This is a genomic window from Neobacillus sp. SRL179 (assembly GCF_984799095.1).
In genome coordinates, this window is record NZ_OZ481792.1 from 4,317,354 (window position 1) to 4,339,888 (window position 22,535).

20 protein-coding genes and 1 riboswitch are annotated in these 22,535 nt (G+C 40.7%); of the genes, 9 read left to right on the forward strand and 11 right to left on the reverse strand.

What is annotated here, in order from left to right; genetic code table 11:
• Positions 1-41: 41 nt before the first annotated feature.
• On the reverse strand, positions 42-3,125 hold the full coding sequence (locus AC4E8C_RS21260; protein ID WP_490208621.1) for an efflux RND transporter permease subunit: 3,084 nt from the start codon (positions 3,123-3,125) through the stop codon (positions 42-44).
• A gap of 99 nt (positions 3,126-3,224) precedes the next feature.
• Here AC4E8C_RS21260 and AC4E8C_RS21265 point away from each other — a divergent pair, with 99 nt between their 5' ends.
• The 4 genes from AC4E8C_RS21265 (at position 3,225) to AC4E8C_RS21280 (ending at position 7,783) form a co-directional block, all read left to right on the forward strand.
• The gene (locus AC4E8C_RS21265) at positions 3,225-4,061 is read left to right on the forward strand and encodes a TetR/AcrR family transcriptional regulator (protein WP_490208622.1); all 837 of its coding nucleotides are present in this window, start codon (positions 3,225-3,227) and stop codon (positions 4,059-4,061) included.
• 730 nt (positions 4,062-4,791) lie between these two features.
• Complete coding sequence (locus AC4E8C_RS21270) at positions 4,792-5,991, forward strand: saccharopine dehydrogenase family protein (RefSeq protein WP_490208623.1); 1,200 nt, start codon at positions 4,792-4,794, stop codon at positions 5,989-5,991.
• Between the two features lie 3 nt (positions 5,992-5,994).
• The gene (nspC, locus tag AC4E8C_RS21275) at positions 5,995-7,122 is read left to right on the forward strand and encodes a carboxynorspermidine decarboxylase (RefSeq protein WP_490208624.1); all 1,128 of its coding nucleotides are present in this window, start codon (positions 5,995-5,997) and stop codon (positions 7,120-7,122) included.
• A 280-nt stretch (positions 7,123-7,402) separates the two neighbouring features.
• The gene (locus AC4E8C_RS21280; RefSeq protein ID WP_490208625.1) at positions 7,403-7,783 is read left to right on the forward strand and encodes a VOC family protein; all 381 of its coding nucleotides are present in this window, start codon (positions 7,403-7,405) and stop codon (positions 7,781-7,783) included.
• A gap of 109 nt (positions 7,784-7,892) precedes the next feature.
• On the opposite strand, the gene crcB (AC4E8C_RS21285) is transcribed toward AC4E8C_RS21280, so the two are convergent.
• The 3 genes from crcB (AC4E8C_RS21285) to AC4E8C_RS21295 all read right to left on the reverse strand — a co-directional run bounded on the left by crcB (AC4E8C_RS21285) (position 7,893) and on the right by AC4E8C_RS21295 (position 10,051).
• On the reverse strand, positions 7,893-8,258 hold the full coding sequence (gene crcB, locus AC4E8C_RS21285) for a fluoride efflux transporter CrcB (protein ID WP_490208626.1): 366 nt from the start codon (positions 8,256-8,258) through the stop codon (positions 7,893-7,895).
• Positions 8,258-8,659 carry a fluoride efflux transporter CrcB gene (gene crcB / locus AC4E8C_RS21290; protein ID WP_490208627.1) on the reverse strand — a complete coding sequence of 134 codons (402 nt, stop codon included), beginning with the start codon at positions 8,657-8,659 and terminating at the stop codon, positions 8,258-8,260. Before crcB (AC4E8C_RS21290) ends, crcB (AC4E8C_RS21285) begins: the two co-directional genes overlap by 1 nt.
• 144 nt (positions 8,660-8,803) lie before the next feature.
• Positions 8,804-10,051, reverse strand: coding sequence for a cation:dicarboxylate symporter family transporter (locus AC4E8C_RS21295; protein WP_490208628.1), 1,248 nt, complete (start codon positions 10,049-10,051; stop codon positions 8,804-8,806).
• Positions 10,052-10,432: 381 nt separating this feature from the next.
• On the opposite strand from AC4E8C_RS21295, the gene AC4E8C_RS21300 reads away from it, so the two are divergent.
• On the forward strand, positions 10,433-10,870 hold the full coding sequence (locus AC4E8C_RS21300; protein WP_490208629.1) for a hypothetical protein: 438 nt from the start codon (positions 10,433-10,435) through the stop codon (positions 10,868-10,870).
• Positions 10,871-10,925: 55 nt separating this feature from the next.
• Here the strand turns inward: AC4E8C_RS21300 and AC4E8C_RS21305 are convergent, their stop codons facing one another.
• Positions 10,926-13,976 carry an efflux RND transporter permease subunit gene (locus AC4E8C_RS21305; RefSeq protein ID WP_490208630.1) on the reverse strand — a complete coding sequence of 1,017 codons (3,051 nt, stop codon included), beginning with the start codon at positions 13,974-13,976 and terminating at the stop codon, positions 10,926-10,928.
• 427 nt (positions 13,977-14,403) lie between these two features.
• Here AC4E8C_RS21305 and AC4E8C_RS21310 point away from each other — a divergent pair, with 427 nt between their 5' ends.
• Positions 14,404-14,787, forward strand: a complete 384-nt coding sequence (locus AC4E8C_RS21310) for a hypothetical protein (protein ID WP_490208631.1) — start codon at positions 14,404-14,406, stop codon at positions 14,785-14,787.
• Here AC4E8C_RS21310 and AC4E8C_RS21315 read toward each other — a convergent pair.
• Positions 14,784-15,296: a hypothetical protein gene (locus tag AC4E8C_RS21315; RefSeq protein WP_490208632.1), complete on the reverse strand. Its 513-nt coding sequence runs from the start codon at positions 15,294-15,296 to the stop codon at positions 14,784-14,786. The two genes, AC4E8C_RS21310 and AC4E8C_RS21315, sit on opposite strands and share 4 nt — an antisense overlap.
• Positions 15,297-15,423: 127 nt before the next feature.
• On the opposite strand from AC4E8C_RS21315, the gene AC4E8C_RS21320 reads away from it, so the two are divergent.
• Both AC4E8C_RS21320 and AC4E8C_RS21325 read left to right on the forward strand, forming a co-directional pair.
• The gene (locus AC4E8C_RS21320; RefSeq protein WP_490208633.1) at positions 15,424-15,624 is read left to right on the forward strand and encodes a hypothetical protein; all 201 of its coding nucleotides are present in this window, start codon (positions 15,424-15,426) and stop codon (positions 15,622-15,624) included.
• 3 nt (positions 15,625-15,627) lie between these two features.
• Positions 15,628-15,876, forward strand: coding sequence for a hypothetical protein (locus tag AC4E8C_RS21325; RefSeq protein ID WP_490208634.1), 249 nt, complete (start codon positions 15,628-15,630; stop codon positions 15,874-15,876).
• Positions 15,877-16,022: 146 nt separating this feature from the next.
• Here AC4E8C_RS21325 and AC4E8C_RS21330 read toward each other — a convergent pair whose 3' ends face one another.
• The gene (locus tag AC4E8C_RS21330; RefSeq protein WP_490208635.1) at positions 16,023-16,271 is read right to left on the reverse strand and encodes a hypothetical protein; all 249 of its coding nucleotides are present in this window, start codon (positions 16,269-16,271) and stop codon (positions 16,023-16,025) included.
• A gap of 204 nt (positions 16,272-16,475) precedes the next feature.
• On the opposite strand from AC4E8C_RS21330, the gene AC4E8C_RS21335 reads away from it, so the two are divergent.
• Positions 16,476-16,673 (forward strand): hypothetical protein, encoded by a 198-nt coding sequence (locus AC4E8C_RS21335; protein ID WP_490208636.1) that lies wholly within the window; start codon positions 16,476-16,478, stop codon positions 16,671-16,673.
• Positions 16,674-16,750: 77 nt separating this feature from the next.
• Here AC4E8C_RS21335 and AC4E8C_RS21340 read toward each other — a convergent pair whose 3' ends face one another.
• From AC4E8C_RS21340 to AC4E8C_RS21355, 4 genes are all read right to left on the reverse strand, one after another.
• Positions 16,751-19,312 (reverse strand): sensor domain-containing protein, encoded by a 2,562-nt coding sequence (locus tag AC4E8C_RS21340; RefSeq protein WP_490208637.1) that lies wholly within the window; start codon positions 19,310-19,312, stop codon positions 16,751-16,753.
• Between the two features lie 355 nt (positions 19,313-19,667).
• The gene (locus AC4E8C_RS21345) at positions 19,668-20,405 is read right to left on the reverse strand and encodes an amino acid ABC transporter ATP-binding protein (protein ID WP_490208638.1); all 738 of its coding nucleotides are present in this window, start codon (positions 20,403-20,405) and stop codon (positions 19,668-19,670) included.
• 23 nt (positions 20,406-20,428) lie between these two features.
• Positions 20,429-21,166 (reverse strand): amino acid ABC transporter permease, encoded by a 738-nt coding sequence (locus AC4E8C_RS21350; RefSeq protein ID WP_490208639.1) that lies wholly within the window; start codon positions 21,164-21,166, stop codon positions 20,429-20,431.
• A 63-nt stretch (positions 21,167-21,229) separates the two neighbouring features.
• The gene (locus AC4E8C_RS21355) at positions 21,230-22,066 is read right to left on the reverse strand and encodes a transporter substrate-binding domain-containing protein (protein WP_490208640.1); all 837 of its coding nucleotides are present in this window, start codon (positions 22,064-22,066) and stop codon (positions 21,230-21,232) included.
• A 108-nt stretch (positions 22,067-22,174) separates the two neighbouring features.
• Positions 22,175-22,356: riboswitch (Lysine riboswitch) on the reverse strand.
• Between the last annotated feature and the right edge of the window lie 179 nt (positions 22,357-22,535).

The window sequence follows — 22,535 nt, forward strand, 5'->3', positions numbered from 1 at the left end:
AAAAGTCCTGCAAGATCTAACACCTTGCAGGGCTTGGTTGATTAATTCTCTTGTATTTCTCGACGGTTTTTCTTTAATAACTTTGATAATACTTCATACACAATCGGCACGACAATTAACGTTAATAGTGTTGAGCTGATTAAACCACCGATAACGGTAATTCCCAGACCTTTCGAGATTAAACCGCCGCCGCCTGAACCTAGTGCTAATGGAATCAGGGCACCGACCGTCGCGATTGCGGTCATCAGGATTGGACGCAGTCGTGTGGCGCCCGCCTCAAGAATTGCATCACGCATCTTCAAGCCATCACGTTCCATATGAATAATCCGGTCGACCAAGACGATGGCGTTCGTGACGACAATGCCAATTAACATCAACAGACCCATCATAACCGATACCGAAATCGTCTCCCCGGCAATAAATAAGCCTACAAAGGAACCGATTACTGCGAATGGTAAACTGAACAGGATCGAGAATGGTGCGACACCTTCACCAAATGTCACCACTAGGATAAAGTAGACAATCGCGATCGCCGCAAGCATGGCTACACCTAGCTGGGTAAAGGTTTCCGTCATATCCGCCTGAACACCGGCCGTACCCATGGTCACACCTTTTGGTAAATCTAACTTATTAATTTCTTTATCAACAGCAGCTGTTGCTTTTGAAACATTTTTTCCTTTGATGGTTCCTGTTACGCTTGCATAGTATTCACCTTTACTGCGTGCCAGAGTATTTAATGTTGTCCCTTTTTCCACTTTCACAAGCTGCGAAAGCGGCATGGATTTCCCAAGCGCTGTTGGTACTTGGGTTGCTAACAGCTCATCAATTGATTTTGGCTGAGCAGTTTGTGCTTGCTGCACAATTACGTCTAATGAGTCACCATCTTTTTCAACAGTGGTAATCACATCTTTTGTTTTCGTTGGATTTAACATCATCACGATTTGACCCGTTGTTAATCCGTACTGCAGCAGCTCATTTTGGGCTACTTTGAATGTATACTCCACATAAGCATCTTCTGCCGTTGTGGTAACATCCTTTAAGCCATCATCTTTTTGCATGACTTTTTCAACCATTTTGACCGAGTCATTTAGTTTATCTAAATCTTCACTGTAAAAAGTGTAGCTTACTTCGTTCGAAGCCATGGATGTTGGCGTGAAGTTTTGTGACTTCCATTCACCGGATTGACCGATATTTTTCATATAGTCTTCAATTTTCGTGCGGACCTCTGGGAAGTCTTCCATATCAGGATTAAAGATGAGGTACATCAAGGCACCGCCGCCTCCGCCGCCCATCATCGCTGCGGATGGGTCACCTGTTTCTGTCACAGATACTTGAACAATATCAATATCATCCCGTTTTAACATCTTCTCTTCAACGGCTTGAACATTCTTCAACGTATCCTCTTTTAATTCGCCAGCCTCTGGCGTGTACGTTAGATACATCACTTTTTCTTCTTCACTGCCGAGGAAGCTAAAGCCGATCAATGGTGTTAAAGCCAAACTTCCTGCTAATAACACAATCGCAAGCAGGGATGTAATCACTTTATGGTTAAGGGCTTTTTCTAAGACCCATTTGTACCACTTCGCTAATTCCCCGACATCTTTGTGTTTCTTTGTTGATTTTTCACCATATAACTTTTTCTTAAATAAGAAATGCGATAGTGCTGGCACGACTGTAATCGCGACAAGTAACGAAGCACCAAGCGCAAACGCCATGGTTAACGCAAACGGCCTGAACATTTCACCGACCATACCACCCACGAAGATTAGTGGTGCAAATACAGCCACCGTTACTAACGTGGAGGACAAAATTGGTTTAAACATTTCAATCGTCGCTTCACGGACAAGGGCGCGTCCATTTAGTTTCTCTTCCTTTAAATGAAGACGGCGATAAATATTTTCCACCACGACTATCGAGTCATCGATAACCCGGCCAATGGCCACGGTAATCGCACCAAGGGTCATGATATTAAGCGTAATATCCATCCAGTTTAATAAAAGAAGCGCCATGAAAATCGAAACCGGGATCGAGACGATTGAAATAATGGTAGATTTAAAGTCTCGTAAAAATAACAGAATAATTAAGACAGCAATTAAACCGCCAAATACGGCCTTTTCAACCATAGTGGTCACCGATTCTTGAATTGGCTTCCCTTGGTCAAGGGTCACATCAATGACAAGACCATCAATCTTTGCTTTCTCGTCTTTGATCACCTTTTTCACACTGTTAACCACATCGACTGTGTTCGAATCTTGTTCTTTTACAATTTGAATTGCAATCGCATCTTCACCGTTTGTCCGTGATACGGATTGGACTTTACCGACCATTTCTACGGTCGCAATGTCGCTAAGTTTCACAAACGGGGTTGGGTGTGCGGCTGATGGAGTCACTGGAATCATCATGTTCTTTAACTCATCAATGGTCATGAACTTCCCATCGACAGAAACGGCTTGCTCGCCCTCTTTAAACTCGTAAAGTCCTAATGAAACGGCCATATTGCTCGCTTGAATCATTTGCTTGACTTTATCCTCGGTTAATCCAAATTCCGTTAATTTCGCTTGATTATAAGTAAGATCCACTTCTTCAATGTGCTGACCTGTAATCGTGGCAGACGCAACACCGTCGATCTTTTCAATTTTTGGAAGTATGATATCTTGGACCGTCGACGTTAATTCGACAATGTCCTCTTTTGAACTACTTACACTGAGCGCTACGACCGGCATCATATTCATGCTGATGGCAGTAATTTTGGGCTCTTGTGCACCCTCTGGCAATTTCACGCTATCTAATGCCGATTGTAAGGCACGTTTGGCTTCGTCCATATCGATGCCGTATTCATATTCGACTTGCAGACTGGACATATTCGAATAGGAATTGGAGTAAACAGCCTTCACATCTTCAAGGCCTTCCACTGCTTTCTCAATCGGAACGGACACATCTCCCATTACTTTCTCAGGAGTTGCTCCTGGGTAGACATCCATAACCATGAGATAGGGAATCGAGATATCTGGAATGGTCTCCATATTCATTCGTGTCCCTGAATAAATACCAGAAACCGTAATAATAATTGTTAGCAGCCATACTGCTAATTTATTTTTTAACACAAAATTGACTAACCCTTTCACTATCGCACCTACCTTAATTGACTTATTAAGCTCATTTACTTATACTAATGACTAATGAGTCATTTGTCAACGATATGACCCTAGGAGCGATTACTAATAATGGTAAAAAAACAATTAATTATGGAGAAGGCATTAGAACTCTTTGCTAAACAAGGGTTTGAAGCTACTACCATACAGCAAATAACAGAGTATTGCGGCATATCTAAGGGTGCCTTCTACCTCTCTTTCAAGTCGAAGGATGAGCTGATTTCAGCCATAATCGATCATTTTATGATGCAAATCACCACTGAAATTGACCAATTAGTCAGAAATACTAACAATGAGGATAACCTTTTATATGAGTTTTATTACACGATGTTTCATTATTTTCATAAGCATAAGGACTTTGCTAAGCTTTTCGTCAAAGAGCAAATGCAGTCTGTAAATGAAGAACTTATTTTAAAAATGCATTACTACAATCGTTTAAATGAAAAAACAATCCTTTATATGATTGAACGGTTATACGGCGATAAGGTGAAACAGACAAAATATGATTTACTCTATTGTATTAAAGCGTTTATGAATGCGTATTCGGAGTTATTTTTCTTCTATAATGTACTGGTTGATTTGGAGGTTTTGTCAGAATCGCTGGTCGAAAAGACTAATCTGATTGTTGAACATACAACCCTTCCATTTATTACGGAAGAACTGATTGAGATGGTGAACCAGCCGGCGACGGAAGACATATCAAAGGACCAGCTTCTTGAGAGTTTGGAACAAAAGATCGAAGAAATGGACGAACCTTCAATCGAAAAGGAATCATTAATCCTGCTAAAGAAGCAGCTCATTGAAGAAGCATTCCCTCCTGCCATTGTAAAAGGACTACTCGAAAACATCCGCAGCCACCCCCATTACAAATGGATATCCTACTTACTGCGGAGATATTTTGATCTTTGATAGTGTAATTGGTGCCTGACACCTATTTCACTATACTTGTGTTGCAAATGGTGCCTGACACCTATTTCACTGCAAATGTAGTGTAAAGGGTGCCTGACACCCTTTTCCAACACTGGAATCAATTTACGTCGAAATTCGTCAATTTAATTTCAATTTTTCTATTGATATTTGATTTATTTGCTGATAATATTGAGTAGCATGAAATTGGAAAGCCTATTCAATGTATCTTGAGTCTTTCCAAGCAGATAATTTTTGACCACTTCTTGATTGAAGGAATGGCCATACGGACAGCCGGGTCAAATGCCGATTGGCAACTTTAGTTGCCTTATTGATTGAGTTAAAAGCTCAAATTTTATAAGTTGGTTACTTTACAACCAGTGCATATGCACACAACTTGTGAAACGGTCAATAAGAGTAGTAAAAGTAATTATTTGCTATATAGACTCTGATCTGAAATGATATATTTGAATATTAAAGAGCTTTCTGCCATAATGTCTTTTGACTTTTATGATAGATGTATTGATATGACCTTGGTCATGGATATGCTCATTTTTAATATTGATTATGTCGAAAGCAAGTGTTGTGCGCAGGTTTGCGTTTTGCACTTGCTTTTTTTGTTGTGTAAAAACACTTTGAGGGATCATGTCCCTGCAGACAACCTGCAAGGCTGAGTTAGATGGGAATGGCTCATCGCTTAGCAAAAATCAAACTAGTTAGGGGAGATAAGAGAATGGGAAAAGCACTTATTATCGGTTGTGGCGGTGTCGCTCAAGTAGCCATCCACAAATGTGTTCAAAATAGTGATGTATTTGAGGAAATTTGTATTGCAAGCCGGACAAAGTCCAAATGTGATGCCTTAAAAGAAAAATTAGATGGCGGAAAAACAAAAATCACCACTGCACAAGTGGATGCAAATAATGTAGATGAGTTAATTGCTTTAATAGAAGAAGTAAAACCAGATATCGTCATGAACTTAGCCCTTCCATATCAAGATTTAACGATTATGGATGCTTGTCTTGCAACAAAAACTAACTACATGGATACAGCAAATTATGAGCCGGAAGATACGGCGAAATTTGAATATAAATGGCAATGGGAATACCGTGAACGTTTTAAAGAAGCTGGAATTACAGCCCTTCTAGGCAGCGGTTTTGACCCAGGTGTAACAGGTGTATTCTCTGCTTACGCGCTTAAACATCATTTTGATGAAATCGAATATATCGATATTTTAGACTGTAATGCCGGCGATCACGGCTATCCGTTCGCAACAAACTTCAATCCTGAAATCAATATCCGTGAAGTCTCTGCTAACGGCAGCTACTGGGAGAACGGTGAATGGATCGAAACAGAACCAATGGAAATCAAACGCGTCTACAATTTCCCTGAAATTGGCGAGAAAGATATGTATTTATTGCACCACGAAGAAATTGAATCTCTTGCCTTAAACATGCCTGGCATTAAACGGATTCGTTTCTTTATGACATTTGGCCAAAGCTACCTTACACATTTAAAATGCCTTGAAAATGTTGGTATGACTTCAATTGAGCCAATTGAATATGAAGGCAAGCAAATTATTCCACTTCAATTTTTAAAGGCTGTTTTACCTGATCCTTCTTCTCTTGGACCACGTACAAAAGGAAAAACCAATATTGGTGTGATCTTCCGTGGTAAAAAAGACGGAAAAGATAAAACCTACTATGTTTACAATGTTTGTGATCATGAAGAATGCTACAGAGAAGTTGGTTCGCAAGCAGTCGCTTATACAACTGGCGTTCCAGCCATGATCGGTGCAATGATGTTAATGACAGGAACATGGGATTATAAAGGGGTATACAATATAGAAGAGTTTGATCCAGACCCATTCATGGAAGCATTGAATAAATGGGGACTACCTTGGAAGGAAAGCTTTGACCCAGAGCTTGTGGACTAAAAAATGAAATTTGAAGAATTACCTACACCATGTTATGTCGTTGACGAAGAACTATTAGAAAAGAATTTAAGAATCCTAAACGGTGTAATGAAGCGGACTGGATGTAAAATTGTGTTAGCCCAAAAAGCTTTCTCTATGTCCTCTTTGTACCCACTGATTGGCGAGTATTTAAGCGGTACAACTGCTAGCGGCCCATTCGAGGCTCGTCTAGGTTACGAAGAAATGGGAAAAGAAAATCATTGTTTTTCTGCTGCCTATCGTGCAGAAGAAATGGATGAAATTGTCGAGATCTGTGATCACATTATCTTTAATTCCAACACTCAGTTGGAAAAATTTAAAGGTAAAGTACTTCAAGCCGGTAAAAAAGTCGGCTTGCGGATCAATCCTGAATGCTCCACCCAAGAAGGGCATGCCATTTATGATCCATGTTCACCCGGTTCCCGCTTTGGTGTAACCATTGAACATTTTCGTCCTGATTTGCTTGATGGTGTGTCTGGACTTCATTTCCATACACTTTGTCAGCAAAACTCTGACGCGTTAGAAACAACGTTAAATGCTGTGGAAGAAAAGTTTGGTCCATGGCTTTCTCAAATGGAATGGATTAATTTCGGCGGCGGCCATCATATTACACGTGAGGATTATGATATCCCGCGCCTTGAACGCTGCATTAAAAGAATGCAGGAGAAATACGGCTTAGAAGTCTATCTTGAGCCAGGTGAAGCCGTTGCCCTCAATGCCGGCTATTTGGTAACAACAGTTCTTGATACGGTGAAAAATGGAATGGATATTGCGATTCTTGATACGTCTGCTTCTTGCCACATGCCAGATGTGTTGGAAATGCCTTATCGCCCGCCACTCTTTGGTTCTGGGGAGTCAGGAGAGAAGCCATTTACCTACCGTCTGGGCGGACAAACTTGTCTAACTGGCGATGTGATTGGCGATTACTCTTTTGACCAGCCATTACAACTTGGCGATCGCTTAGTTTTCGGTGATATGGCCATCTATACAATGGTCAAAAATACTACCTTTAACGGCATGCCACTACCGGCCATTGCTGTCAAAGGAAAAGACGGAGATTGCCAAGTCGTACGTGAATTTGGCTATCAAGACTTTAAGATGAGATTGGCATAACTACTAAAAGGGTTCAGATCCCCGCTGCTATAAAGCAGTGGGAATTTGAACCCTTTTTTGCTTGATCTTGAACCCCCTAAAGAACGTTTATTTGCGAATTTAATGGGGTTATTTGCGAATCTGGGAAGTTTATTTGCGATTTTGCTAGTTTTATTTGCGAATCTGCAGGTTTTATTTGCGTTTTCCTCCCGAGTACACTGAGTAACAGGTATTTCCCCTTTTGGACATGTTATAATTTTATGATAAGATCATAACAATAAGAGAATGGGAGTGAGGTAAAGTGATTAATCAAGTGGGACAAATAATGGTTTACGTCAACAACCAAGATGAGGCGGTAAAATTTTGGACAGAGAAAGTAGGGTTTACTGTCATTTCTGAAGAAGATAACGGTCAAGGGATGAAATGGATTGAGATTGCCCCGTCACCTAGTGCTGAAACAAGTATCATTCTTCACAACAAGGAATTCATTGCAAAAATGTCACCAGAATTACACCTTGGAACCCCTTCATTAATGTTTTTCACTGATAATATAGAAAATCTCTATCAAGACTTCACAAATAAACAAATCACTGTCGGTGAAATGGTCACGATGCCTTCAGGTAAAGTCTTCAACTTTGCCGATGATGAAGATAATTACTTTGCTGTCATGGAACGCTCCTGAACTATCTAGAAAAAGCAGCTACCCTTTATCTTGGGTAACTGCTTTTCTTGATTAAGTCATACTCTTAGTCAGCTTTTGGCTGGCCTCAGCTTGTTTCATACTTGCAGCCTCAAACCAAGGCATTCCCCATCAATGACCCAAGCCAAGCAAAAATAACACCTAGCACAATGGAACTAGAAACATAATAGACAGCATGCCTCAATTGATTATTATGTAACATTTGAATCGTTTCATATCCGAAGGTGGAAAATGTCGTATACGCCCCCAGGAAACCCGTCCCGAGCAGCAGCCAAGTCCATTCCGGAATACTCTTTCCTGTATGTAATATCGCAAGGAGTCCAAGTGCAAAGGACCCGCTTATATTAATGATCCAAGTTCCGAAATGGGACGGCTTAGCTGATTGGGCTATGATCCATTTCCCCAATAAAAATCTAGAGATTGCTCCAAAAATCCCACCTAAACCTACAAGCAGCATTATTTTATGCCCCCTTTTGATTGTCCCACTCGAGACATATGAAAAGCGGCCAGCTTTGCCCCTAACAAGGCGAATCCAATTCCTCCTAATATGCTTAGAAGCACATAAAGAATGGCTAGAAAATTTTCCTGATTGTGGATCAAGGTCAACGTTTCTACAGAAAAGGTGGAAAATGTCGTAAACGCCCCAGTAAATCCAGTTCCAATCGCTAACTTTACACTCGGGTTAATCTTCCACCGGTTTGTTGTTATGGTAAAAAACCATGCTAGGAACAAACAGCCTATAAGATTGATGGACAACGTTCCTAATGGAAATCCTGCTGGAGTAGGCAGCGCCTTTCCCGCCAAATAACGAACAATAGCACCAAAAAATCCACCAGCCCCTACTGCCCATACATTCATTCATACATCACTCCTATGATTATTAAGCTTTATTATATATAAAGCATGGTACTAATTGAATAGAATTTGATTCCAATCATAAAAAAAGGTCAGTCCCCCCGACTGCTTTACTTCTTAGCAGTGGAGGACTGACCTCATTTTTTTCTATGCAGCTATTTCTTCAGCTTCATCTTTGATATTATGTCCTTCCCACCGGGAGATGACAATCGCAGCAAGGGAGTTACCGACAATATTGACAGCCGTACGGGCCATATCAAGGATTCGATCGATTCCGGCAATGAAGGCAAGTCCTTCTACAGGAATTCCGACACTGCCTAACGTAGCAAGCAAGACCACGAAAGATACGCCCGGAACGCCAGCAATCCCTTTAGAAGTCACCATCAAGACGAGCACTAACGTGATTTGATGCATGATACTCAAATCAATACCGTACATTTGCGCAATGAACAGCGCCGCAATCGCTTGATATAGAGTGGACCCATCCAGGTTAAAGGAATAACCGGTTGGAATAACAAACGATGTAATTGCTTTTGGACAGCCCAGTTTCTCCATTTTTTCCATAATCTTTGGAAGAACAGTTTCCGAGCTAGCCGTTGAATAACCTAGCAATAATTCATCTTTTAAATACGCTAACAGCTTAAAGATATTAAAGCCAACTAATTTCGCTGTCAAACCGAGAACCACTAGAATGAAGAAAATCATCGATCCATACACAACCAAGACTAACTTACCTAATGGAATCAGCGATGATAAACCAAATTTAGACACGGTCACTCCGATTAACGCAAACACACCGATGGGAGCAAACTTCATAATTTGGTTGGTAACATAGAACATCGCATCCGCTGTTCCTTTGAAGAAGTTAACAAGCGGCGTCCCCTTTTCACCAATGGCGGCAATACCTAGTCCAAACATAACCGAGAAGAAAATAATCGCTAACATATCGCCATTAGCAATTGACTGAATAATATTAGTTGGAACAATATTGACAAACGTATCGACCATCGAATGAGATTCAGTCGTTTTCGCTGTCTCTACATACGCGCCAATATCGGTTTTGGTTAATTGAGTCCGATCGACCCCTGTTCCTGGATGAAAGACATTTCCTGCTACTAACCCAACAAATATAGCGATCGTTGTAATAATTTCAAAATAAAGCAGGGTCTTTCCGCCCAGTTTTCCGAGCGACTTAACATCGCCAACCCCAGCAACTCCGACAATGATACTTGAGATAACAATAGGCACTACAATCATTTTAATTAAGCGGATAAAAATAGTCCCAAATGGCTGTAAAATTTCTGCCGCGTGAGGATTGCCGTAAAAAATAGCCCCCACAATAATCCCAAGGACTAGTCCAATGAAAATTTGCCATGCTAAACTTATTCTTTTCATTCACTTCAACTCCTTATCTAGTAATATCTATTTCTGTGTATTGTTTTTCTAATAAAGTATTTAATCACTATCTTACCATGTTTCTATTAATTAATACTAGCGATTTTTTTCGACATCGGCAACCCGCAAATGTTGGTATTTCTATCCCTTGACCCTTTTTAATAATATTGTCATGGTGCCAATCTCCTATAAGCGGAAGGATAAATTGTTTTATCAGTATATTTAAGCCTGTTGTTGTAAATGATTGGGATTGGATTTTAATAATGAGGACATGTCTAACCGGGTCTGATTTCCCTGTTAGAATAATTTATCCCATTCGGGCATAAATAAAACATCATTGTAGATACTGAAAATACTTAGTCTTTTCGGGGGGTGTGTTGGTTGTTAATCGTTTGGGGCCTCATTATCGTACTAGTGTTATGTATTGTTTTTTTTCCAAAACAACTGAACCTTAGAGAAGGGTTGATTATATTTCCGGCCGTTGGGTACTTCGCCTGGATTGCCCATATTCTAATGGGAGTCAGGGCGGATTTATTTGACTTTGGTCCAACGAAGGCGATTGAGTTTATGGATTGGTCACTCATCACATTTGTTCCATCTTTAATCGCTATTTTATTTTTAAATTTTAAAAAGACTGATACTAATTGGCTCGAGATTGTCATCTGGACGGCTGTGTCACTGTTACTTGAATTTTTACTCGTTCAATCTGATGTTATGAAATATAAAGGGTGGCAATTGTGGTACTCTATCCCGTTTTATCTGCTCGCCTATCTTCTTTTGCCTTGGTACTATAAAAATGTAGCTAAAAAGGCCCAATGAGTTAATAAAAAGCGGAGAGTGTTCGCTCCCCGCTAACTTTTTTGCTTATATCATTTTAGCCTAACAAGGGTCTGACTTTTGCTTGTTCTTCTTTCACTTCTAAATCTCTTTGTTTTTTCGTCATTCTCCCCTTGATCGACTTCATCACATGATACGTAGTCGGCACAATCACCAATGTTAGTAAGGTTGACGTTAACAATCCGGATATGACGACAATTGCTAATGAACGGGAGATTAGACCGCCATCACTCGATAAGGCTAATGGCAGCAATGCACCAATGGTAGCGAGCGCGGTCATGAGAATCGGCCGCAAACGTGTTTTTCCTGCTTCGAGTAAAGCCGCTTTGGTCTCCATGCCCGCCTTCTCATTTTGCTTCACTCGTTCCATTAAGACAATCGCATTGGTGACGACGATTCCGATTAACATAAGGAACCCAACTAACGCCGGCATCCCAAGGGCTTGATTGGTCACATACAACCCGAGTAATCCCCCAGAGAATAAGAATGGTAAGGATGAGAGGATCGCGATTGGCATCACCATATTGCCAAACGTAATCAACATGACAATAAACACAAGCACTACGGCAACGGCCATGGCGATCATCATATTGGTGAAGCCTTCATTCATTGCCTGTGCCTGCCCTTCTGAACGATACGTAACCCCTTCAGGTAAATCCAATGATTTCAGACGCTTCTCTACCTCTGCCTGCACGCCAGAGGCATTGTCTGTCGTAATGCGGCCATTCACCTGCACATATGGCTGCTGATTTAACCGATACAACGCTGATGGACTCGGTGCTTTTTCGAGTGAGGCCACTTCTGAGAGGCTGACCTGCTGCCCCATTGGATTGGTCATCGTTTGACTCATAATCCCCTTGATGGTGTGGGCCGGATCGCCCTCCAATGACAAATGGACACTCGTCGTTTTTCCGTCCACTTGCATATCGGCCACATGGTCACCTGAAATGAGCTCACGGACAAATCCAGCAACCATAATCGGGCTTAACCCTTTTTCCACTGCTTTCCCCTCATTGATATCCAATTGAAGCTGTTCTTTCACCCCAGAAAGGTTGGATTCGACATTCTCTAAGCCGTCGATATCTTTAATTTCATCGGTAATCAGCTTCCCTGCCGTTTCCAAATCCTTGGCATTCCCACCCTCTACAATGAGAGTGACACCGCTTGTTCCGACAATCCCGACCGGACTCAAGGCCACTTGCATTTGTTGATCTAACTTTTCCACTTCTGTTCGAACTCTTTTTTCAAAGTGACTTGTTTCCTCTTTTGAGATGCCGTCCTGTAAATCAATTGCAAAGCGAATATGCTCCCCATCCACAATCGTTTGAGAATGTTTAATCTGCTTCTCTTCTTTTAAAATCCCTTCTATTTTAACGGCGAGTTGGTTCGCCTTCTCTAACGAGGTTCCGTCAGGCAAATCCCCTGTTAACCGATATGATACAGCTTTTTCCTGCGGTAAAAAGTTTTTAGGAATCATCGGGACTAGTATAAGCGAGCCGACAAACATCAGCAGCGCCAGCCCAATCGTGATGGCGCGTTTATTCAAGACCCATGATAGTGTATGCTTATAAGCTTTTTGAAAAATCGTTTCCTTAACTTCTTTCGGTTTAATTCCCAGCAAAAATAATTTGGCGAGCAGCGGCACGACGGTTAACGACACAATCAAAGAAAACGCAAGTGCGACAATAACCGTAATTCCGAAAGGAGCAAAAAAGCGGCCAATGATTCCTGGAACAAACGACAGCGGTCCAAATACAGCAATCGTCGTCAGTGTGGAAGATGTGATCGCTTCGCCTACTTCCTTGGCGGCCGTCAGTACCATTTTTTCATCACGCTTTGGACTTGTTAAGGTACGGCGGTACACATTTTCAATCACGACAATCGAGTCATCAATGACCCGTCCGACTGCGACCGCAATCCCGGCAAGAGTCATCATGTTTAAGCTGTAATCAAAATATTTCAATGTAATCATCGAAGCTAAGATCGATAGCGGAATCGATAGAACGGCTACAATCGTTGCCCGGATATTGCGAAGGAATAAGAAGGTCACAATGACCGCAAACAAGGTACCAAGCAAGACTTCCCGCAGCATCCCATCCACAGACGTTTTTACTTCTTTAGAAGTGTCATATAACTTCGTTAACGTAAATCCTTCTGGAAGATCGAGTGCATCTAGCTTTTCTTTTGCCTGACTAACCACTTCGACCGTATTGGAGCCTGGAGTTGCTTTCATCTCAATCAGCACGGCCGGCTTTTCATTTAACCGTGTGTAGACTGTTTCCTTTTTGTTGGTAAAAGAAATGTCAGCGATTTCCGCCATGGCTGTTTTTTTAACACCCTCGGTTCCTTGGGTTAACATTTGTATGACTTTGACATCCTCCACAGACCCCAGCTTGAAGTCCGCTTGAACATTCAATGTTTTATCATCAACATTGACTTGACCGGCTGGAAAGGAAAAATGATGAGCTTGCAGTACTTGCTTGACAGCCTCATACGTAATTCCGTGCGATTTCATTTTTTCAGGATCGAGCTTGATCGCTACTTCTTTTTCCGTTTCACCTGAAATATCAATCGTTCCCGCCCCATCGATACCAGTTAGTGCTGGCTTAATTCTTTCATTAATATAGGCTGTGAGGTCGGACTGATTGGCACTGTCCGATGACAGGGCAAATGTAAAAACTGGCATCGCCGACGGGCCATCCTTTAGGATTTCAGGTTTTTCCGCTCCATCTGGCAGCTTCATGGACGAGACAGCTGTCGTTACATCCTTTTCCGCTTCATCCATATCCTTGCTCATCTCAAATTCCAAAATTCCGACAACAAAATTACTATGTGCTTCAATGTACAGATTATCGAGCTTTTTTATGCCCGACAACGTTTCTTCTAACGGCTTACCTATATCCTCTAATCCCTGCTTAGGTGTAGCACCTATGTATGGCACTTGCACAATCATATAGGGAATGTCGACATTCGGCATTGACTCCATTTTCATCGTTTTAGCTGAAAAAATCCCCCCTGCGACCACCATCAGCATTGCAATAAAAATAACCCCCGCATTCTTTAAAGAAAACTTAATCCAAGACTGCATAATTTCTCTCCCCCTCCGAAAACTAAATCCTTTTTCATTCTAACTACTTTCTCAACCTACTAAACTTGCTATTTGTCTGTTTTTACCTTTTTTATTATAAGTTTCCCAGTTACTCCCTCACATCGGGCAGTTGATGTAATCTCATCTAAGACCTAAGACTGACAAATATTTCCGGCAGACTTAGTTTAAGACGAGGAATATAGGAAAATAGTTACAAAAATTATCAGGTTAGTAATGGAAAGTTATGATGGCTGAGCGGATAGTCAGATGACTTAAACAGGAAGCGGAGGTAGAAACGAAGCCAAGGCAGGTATGATTAGGTAAATGTGAAAATATACTAAAAAGGAAGGACACAGGGCGATCCTCTTGCTCTATCAATCTTTGACAAAATTCGGTGGGTGTCAGGCACATCGGAAAGGGAGAGGTTATGTTTAACTTTTTTTCAAAGAAAAAGCAGGTTGAAAAAGATAATAAACTGGACCCTCTTCTTACCAAATTAGATCGAATTATAGAGCTGCTCGAGCAAAAACAAGAGAAGGAAGAAAGCAGAAATATTCAATTTGATCATGTCCAAATCGATTATTTAGAAAACATAACATTTCGGTTGGACAATCTCGATATTGATGAATTAAGCGGAAAACTGATTATCGGTAATCATATTGGCAGCATGGAGGACCTATCCGACCCAGTCATTTTAAAAATGGATAAGAAAAATGTGAAAAAGCAGACCATGTCGGAAACAGCTGAGGCTAAATCAGAGCAAAAAAAAATAACCAAAACGGAAAAAGGATTTCGTTTCCGTCATGATTAATCTGTTTCCTTTTGGATATGGGTAATCTTAATATCTTGATCTTCCATTACCCCATCGATTAGATCTTGGTCATTGTTGATATTGACATTATTCAAAAACTGATTAAGATTTCCCATTACACTGCCTTGGGAATGATTCGCTTTTTCATTAGCATCCATCCCCGTCACATGGGACTTCCCCACAAAGACCGAGCTATTTTGCTGCATTGAATTCACATTGACCGCCCCAAGCGTAAAGCTCGCATGATCCTCTTGACTAGGATTCTCCACTGAAATATTGATATCACGATCGTCAATCGGCGTATCGATAAAATCCTGATCATCTAAGATGGAGATGTTTTGAAACAGTAAATTCGACTGTCCACTAATCCTGCCTATGACACTATTTTCTTTCCCATGGGTACTCCAGCCGGTGGCATGATTTTGTTCCCCAATAAAAATCCCCGATTGCCTTTGCATGTTTTGCACATTGATATTCCCCATAAAATTAAATTGAAAAGCATGTTTCATTGCCCCACTCACCACGCAGTTCTAAATACTGTACCATATGTTAGGGAATTCACGATGGTGAAAAAAAGATAGTGTCATCCGCCCATTTCTTAGAATAGTATAGCAGTAAATGAAAGGAGCCCCGCATATGATTGATCTTACACTTGGAACGATTTCAGTGGACCAGCTGTCGACATCGTCTGGAATCTTTGTCGGGAAAGAGAACCGTTTGCACCATTTTTCCGCTCAAACCACCATCAATGAAGCAGTAGGCACGGTGACGGGAAGTGAAAACAAGCTGACACATAATCGGTGGATTCATATTAAAGCGTCAGAGGAGGAGGAATAATTCATGTCTTCCCCCATTTTATCGCCCACCTTTCACATCGGTTCGATCAAAATTGGAACGATTGAAAGCGCCTCGTGCTTTAGCATCGGCAACAATTTTATCGAAGACTTCAAGAATAGTAAAAAACATAGCCAAGGATTAGGAAATATCCATGGGGACCGCAACAACTTTGCCCATTCAACTGCTTCTTTAAACAGCCATCCGTCGAAAGAAAGACACAAAACAGCAAACAACAAACCCCAGGTTCAATAAGGGTTTGTTGTTTTTTTATAATTTGCTTGATTCGCTGATAAATCCTCAAAATGCGCTGATAAAGATTATTTGCCCGCTAAATGGCACGTAATTGAGCTGGAAAAATTTCTATACTAAAGGTCTTCGTCCAGTAGCTCTCGAAAAAACTAGGCATTTCCTCCAATACTCGGTTTGAAATCCTGATCAAAAATGACCCCATCCATCATTTCGAAGCTATCTGCATTATTAGCTAAATTTCCTGCCACTACATTTCCTACACCATAAATACCCCCAATGGCTAGATTGTATTTACGATTGGCATCCATTCCAGTTACAACAGATTCCCCAACAAAAACGGCCGCACTCGGCTGCAGGGAGTTGATATTCATCATTCCTAAATTAATAACGGAAGGCACGTCTTAGCACTCCCTTCTTTCAGATGCTTTTACTGTAGTTTATCTTATGTATAAAATTGACATCGGTGAAGGCAAGACCCCAAAGAACTTGTCCAACCAATAAAATCATTACGGATAAATGCTAACTGAATAGGAATAAACAATAAAAAATTTGTCCATCCTTGATTATAGAATAATAAAAATATAGTGTTGGAGGCTGGGCAAATGGGGAGAGATTTAGAAAGTATGTTTACCGAGTTAAGAATCGTTAAGAACAAGGAATTGGAAGAGTGTAATAAAGAACTTTCTAGCGGCCATTATAACAAAGTAGTTAGAAAAGCGTTGTTAGTATATAGGCATGAACTTCTGGAGAGTCTCGAACTATATGACCATTATTTAGAAAAAGAGACAGTCCTGCTATAGCAAATGAGGTTGACCCATTATGAATGTGGGTCAACCTCTTTTCTATTCTTTTGGATAATGAATGCCTTATTTGCATTCTACCCTTTTATAGTACTCCATGAACTTAATCCCGCATCCATCAGCGAATAAACTCCTCTGCTGGCCGTTTGAGGCATAATAAGCGTCCCCACAAACTCTTCTGCCGGCTGCGGCTTGCTAAACAAATAACCTTGAATATAGTGGCATTTTAAAGATTGTAGCAGATGCCATTGTTTTTCCGTCTCGACACCTTCGGCGACAATCTTTAAACCTAAACCCTTTGCTAACAAAATAATCGATTGGACGATGGCTGAATCCTCATTATTTTCATGAATATCTTTTATAAAAGAGCGGTCAATTTTGATCACATCTACCTTAAACTTTTTCAAATAACCGATTGAAGAATACCCCGTTCCAAAATCATCGAGTGCGATTACAAACCCCAGCTCTCGTAATGATTGAATAGTAGCCATCGCTGTGCCTTCATTCTTAATGAGCGATTCCTCAGTAATCTCGATTTCGATAAGACTAGGCGAAATGGAGTAGTCGGCTAGCATCACCATGATTTTTTTCACCAAATCCACCTTCATTAACGTCTTTGCCGAAAGATTAATTGAGATTGGAACAAGCGGATACCCTTTTGCCCTCCAGTCACTAAGCTGTTTACAGACTTGCTCAACAATCCACTCGCTCATTTCATTGATAAAACCAGTTTCCTCAGCTACAGGGATAAACTCTGCAGGTGAAACAAGCACCCGTTTTGGATGATTCCAACGAATCAGCGCTTCTGCTCCTACAATTTCTCCTGTTTGAGCATCCACTCTCGATTGGTAATGTAAGACGAATTCCTGTTTGAGGAGGGCCTTTCTCAGGTCATTCTCCATTTGAAACCGTTTATAGGACTCACGATTAAAGGTTTTATTACTAAACTGGACATTATTCTTCCCTAATTCTTTTGCACGGTAAAGGGCCGCATCTGCATTCATTTTTAATTTTTTCAAAGAACACTCATCGTCTGGAAAAATGCCAATACCGATACTGGTGGTAAGATGTATTTCATACCCATCAATATAAAAAGGCCGATTGATTTCACCAATGACTTCCTTCGCTAATAACCCGGGATGCTTCTGGTCGAGATTCGTTTGGATAATCGTGAATTCGTCCCCGCCCATTCTAAAAACCTCATTATTCCCTGCGACGGCCGACAGCCTTTTCGCTATTTTACGAAGCAGCCTATCTCCAATTTCATGTCCTAACGTATCATTGGCTAATTTGAAACGATCCATATCCAGGTAAAATAATGCAAACCGATCGGAGTGACCTTGATAATCGGCAATCACTTGCTCCAACTTTTGGTCAAACATTCTCCGGTTAGGTAATTGTGTCAGATAGTCATTGTACGCGAGAAAATGGATTTCATCCTCCGTGCCTTTTCTATCTGTTATATCCTGAACCACCCCATCCAGCCTTACTAAATGACCATTCGAATCGAGGACCGGAAAGGTTTTATCTTCAATCCATTTTACTTCTCCATTCGCATCAATGATTCTATATTGATGAAAGACACTCTCTCCCTGAAGAAGCTTTTCCTGATTTTTAACAAATGCAGGAATATCTTCTTGATGGATAAGATGGATCCACCTCATTTCTCCTGTGAGTAAATCCTTTGGTGTGTATCCAGTTAGCTTGTCCAGTCCAGGTGAGGCATACACCAATTCCTGTGAGTCGTAATCCATAGACCATATGCCTAAATCTAGACTTTCAGCAATGGTATTAAAGCGAGTTTCACTTTCCTTCAATCTGTTTTCAATCATGACCTGTTCTGAAATATCATAAAGTACACCAATGATTCGCGTGATTTTTTCAGCGGAGTTTTTTTTAGGAACAGCTTTTATATGGACAGTAATCATGACCTGATTAGGTTTTTCAATTCTGTATTCTAATTCCATTATCTCGCCAAACTGTTTGGTCCGTTGAAATAAATCGTTAAAAATAGTTCGATCTTCAGGAAGGATCATGTTTAGAAGGTCTTCATATTTACGTACCCTAGTGCCATCGCAATTTAAGCCCAAAATATTCAAAAAAGAATCAGAACAATAAACATAATCCGTATCAGTCTCATAGTCCCAACTGCCTATTTTGGCGATTTCTTGCGCTAAATTTAAGTTATTCGTTATTTTTACCAATTCAGCTTCCTTTTGATCGAGCAAAGTAAGATTCCTGGCGAATCCATAGACCCCTATGATGCTGCCATTCATTTTAATCGGGATATTGGTAATATTTAAATGGACATCATGTCCCTCTTTATGGATTACCTTACAATTATAATTTTGTGGTTCTCCCATTAAGGCCAGCTCAAAGTGGCAAAAGACTCTTTCTATGTGATCTTCTCTCAAGTATTGGTGAAATGAACCAGTTAACTCATTTGGTTTATAGCCGATAAACTCATCCACTTTATGATTCGCAACTAAAAAATCCCCTTGTTGATCCAGTGCGAAAATTGCATCCGGATGCTGATTAAAGATTAAGGAATAAATACTAAAATCGTGAAGTGTATTAGGCTGCATTCTTTCCCGTTGAGCATCAATTTGTTTCTGCACTAACATGTCTTTGGCGATCAATCGGCCGGCCCCCTTAAAACAATAAATCCTAAGTTAATAGGACAATGGTTTGAATTGCACCCTATGTTTTCTCTTTCTTTCATCATATAGGTAATGTGTATATAGTTCATTATGAAAAAAATGGAGATAAATTGTAATCCCCATTGGTTCCCTATTTTAATTCCTATATAGGAACCAGTTCCTATTTTAAATTACACCATACTGCTATTTCTTCTTCTTGACCTCAATTGTTTGATTAATCGTGTTCTAAACCGCTCCTTTTGCCTAAAAAGCTTGTATAAAAAACCGTCTTGACTAACATAAAAAAGGCAGAGAAACTTAGCTCTCTGCCTTAGTGAAGTGAGGTCTGACCCCATTATCTCGCTAATGTCCGTTTTAAGAATTCCCTCGTCCGCTCTTGCGTTGGATGTTGGAAGATCTGCTCAGGGCTGCCTTCCTCAGCAATGACTCCCTTGTCCATAAATACTACGCGATTGGATACTTCCCTGGCAAATCCCATCTCATGGGTCACGATTAACATCGTCAGACCAAGTTCAGCCAGTTCCTTCATAACTTTCAGAACTTCTCCGACCATTTCTGGGTCAAGGGCTGAGGTGGGTTCATCAAATAACATGACATCCGGTTCCATGGAAAGGGCTCTAGCAATCGCCACGCGTTGTTTTTGACCGCCTGATAATTGCTTGGGTTTGGCATTCACATATTTATCCATCCCTACAATTTTCAAATACTTCAACGCGACCTTTTCCGCTTCATCCTTGGAGCGCTTTAGCACTTTGACTTGCCCGACCACACAATTGTGGAGGACATTGTGATTATTAAATAGGTTAAATTGTTGGAATACCATGCCCATTTTTCGACGGTAAGTGAATAAATCATGCCGATCATCTAAAATATTTTCGCCATTATAGATAATTTGGCCGCCGCTTGGCTTTTCTAACAGATTGATACAGCGAAGAAGTGTCGATTTCCCAGAACCTGAAGAACCAATAATACTGACCACTTCTCCCTTCTTGACGGAGAAATCAATATCTCTTAACACTTCATGCGTTCCAAAGGATTTGTTTAAATGCTGAATATCAATGACTTTTTCCATACGATTTCCTCCTTCTTTGTCAGTTATTTCGTTACCTGTATGTCCTCTTCACCAAGCATCGTATAGTTGTCCGGGCCTTCTAATTTTCTTTCAAAATAAAGCAAAACTCTTGTAACAATAAACGTCATCACGAAATAAATGATACAAGCTACGAAAAATGATTCGAAATATCTAAAGTTGTTTCCAGCAACTGATTTAGTTAAGAAATACAACTCCGACACGGAAATCACATTCAGTACCGACGTATCCTTAATGTTAATAACAAATTGGTTTCCTGTTGCCGGTAAAATATTGCGGATCACCTGTGGCAGAACTACATTCATCATCGTTTGCAGATGATTCATCCCAATCGCCTGCGCTGCTTCGAATTGACCTTTATCAATCGAAACAATCCCGCCACGGACAATCTCCGCCATATAGGCGCCTGTATTAATCGAGACGACAATGATCGCTGCTGCAAAAACATTCATATCAATATTAAAAGCCAAGGCTGAACCATAATAAATGACCATCGCCTGAACAATCATCGGTGTTCCACGGAAAAACTCAATATAAATAGAAAGAATAACATTAACCACTTTAAGCAATACTTTTTTAGCTCCACGTTCCGGAACAGGTATCGTGCGGATCACCCCTGCTAGTAAACCAATGATGGCACCCAATATGGTTCCAATTAGGGCAATCACCAGCGTCATGCCAGCTCCGCGAAGGAACATCGGCCAATTTTCCGCGATAATTTTTACTATCCAATCAAAGCTCAACTTTCTCCCCCCTATTTCATCATAAAACCGACTGCAAAAAATACAGCCGGCTTCATGTCCTGATTATTTTGACGCTGGTTGATTCTTGATTGCCTCATCCATGATGTTTGTGCGTTCTTCTTCTGAGATTTCTTTTAAAATCCCATTGATCTTGTCTGTTAATTTACTATCCTTTTCAAGGCCGACCGCAATGGCGGTATCATCTTCTGATGTTTTAAATCCATCTGTAAATTCGACCATCGCAAATTTATCATTAGCAGATGAAGCACTGACTGCTTCAGGACGTTCAGATACGTATCCATCAATGATGCCGGATTCTAAGGCCACCCTCATCGCTGGGAAGTTGTCCATTGCTGTTGCTTTTGTTACTCCCTTGATTTGGTCAATCACGGAATAGTGGAAGGTATTTAATTGTGCGGTCACTTTTGCTCCCTTGAAATCTTGGATCGAAGTAGCACCGTCGTACTTGCCGCCTTTTTTAACCACCATCACTAAATTGGATTTATAATAGTTGTCCGAGAAGTCGATTGTTTTCTTCCGTTCTGCTGTTGGTGACATCCCGGCGATAATTGCATCAATTTTACCTGAAGTTAACGCTGGAACAAGGCCATCCCATTCGGTTTTCACAATAACTAATTCTTTCCCTAAACCATCGGCAATTTTTTTAGCGACTTCCACATCATAACCACCTGCATATTGTGAAGTGCCTTTGATTTTCACCGCTCCATTAGAGTCATCATTCTGAGTCCAGTTAAACGGGGCATATCCTGCTTCGAGACCTACCTTAAATGTATTGTCATCCGATGCGCCAGAAGCTGTCTTCGTACTTGTCCCGCATCCGGCCAATAGAATAATAGCTGAAAGCAATGTGACTACAAATAATGATGCCTTTTTCCTCATGTTCATTCTCCTCCTATTTGGTTAGAGCTAAAGTACAACAAAAAACGACCTTGAGATAAACTCAAGGTCGCAATATGTATAAGTTGCCCTAAAGTCCTCCCTTATCCCGAATGAGATAGCACAACTCAATAAACTGGGTCGTTTATTGAGACAGTCCTGCAATTCTTCACTGCAGACCCAGCATGTAATACTGAGAATATTACAAACTTCGGCGATACTTCCTTCTCCCTAGCATCATGGCTTCTCAAACTCCACTAAGGACTGTTAACTACCGCGCCTCTACCTCACTGAAAAAAAGTGAGGTTACTATTAAATTATATTATTAGGCTACATCAAATTGAGAATTCTGTCAATGTTCTTAATTTTTCAGCATGTTATTTCATCTAATTTTCATTGTTAAGTAGTTTTACGATTTGTCCATCTTTAATTCCATGTTTTTGAACGCTGCCGCTCTATCTCAAACTACTCA

Coding starts and splice junctions, on each gene's coding strand:
- nspC (WP_490208624.1), top strand. CDS start 5,995: ATGAAATTTGAAGAATTACCTACACCATGTTATGTCGTTGACGAAGAA.
- AC4E8C_RS21355 (WP_490208640.1), bottom strand. CDS start 22,066: ATGAGGAAAAAGGCATCATTATTTGTAGTCACATTGCTTTCAGCTATT.
- AC4E8C_RS21270 (WP_490208623.1), top strand. CDS start 4,792: ATGGGAAAAGCACTTATTATCGGTTGTGGCGGTGTCGCTCAAGTAGCC.
- AC4E8C_RS21295 (WP_490208628.1), bottom strand. CDS start 10,051: ATGAAAAGAATAAGTTTAGCATGGCAAATTTTCATTGGACTAGTCCTT.
- AC4E8C_RS21335 (WP_490208636.1), top strand. CDS start 16,476: ATGGGGAGAGATTTAGAAAGTATGTTTACCGAGTTAAGAATCGTTAAG.
- AC4E8C_RS21305 (WP_490208630.1), bottom strand. CDS start 13,976: ATGCAGTCTTGGATTAAGTTTTCTTTAAAGAATGCGGGGGTTATTTTT.
- crcB (WP_490208626.1), bottom strand. CDS start 8,258: ATGCTGCTTGTAGGTTTAGGTGGGATTTTTGGAGCAATCTCTAGATTT.
- AC4E8C_RS21315 (WP_490208632.1), bottom strand. CDS start 15,296: ATGAAACATGCTTTTCAATTTAATTTTATGGGGAATATCAATGTGCAA.
- AC4E8C_RS21265 (WP_490208622.1), top strand. CDS start 3,225: ATGGTAAAAAAACAATTAATTATGGAGAAGGCATTAGAACTCTTTGCT.
- AC4E8C_RS21310 (WP_490208631.1), top strand. CDS start 14,404: ATGTTTAACTTTTTTTCAAAGAAAAAGCAGGTTGAAAAAGATAATAAA.
- AC4E8C_RS21325 (WP_490208634.1), top strand. CDS start 15,628: ATGTCTTCCCCCATTTTATCGCCCACCTTTCACATCGGTTCGATCAAA.
- crcB (WP_490208627.1), bottom strand. CDS start 8,659: ATGAATGTATGGGCAGTAGGGGCTGGTGGATTTTTTGGTGCTATTGTT.
- AC4E8C_RS21345 (WP_490208638.1), bottom strand. CDS start 20,405: ATGGAAAAAGTCATTGATATTCAGCATTTAAACAAATCCTTTGGAACG.
- AC4E8C_RS21320 (WP_490208633.1), top strand. CDS start 15,424: ATGATTGATCTTACACTTGGAACGATTTCAGTGGACCAGCTGTCGACA.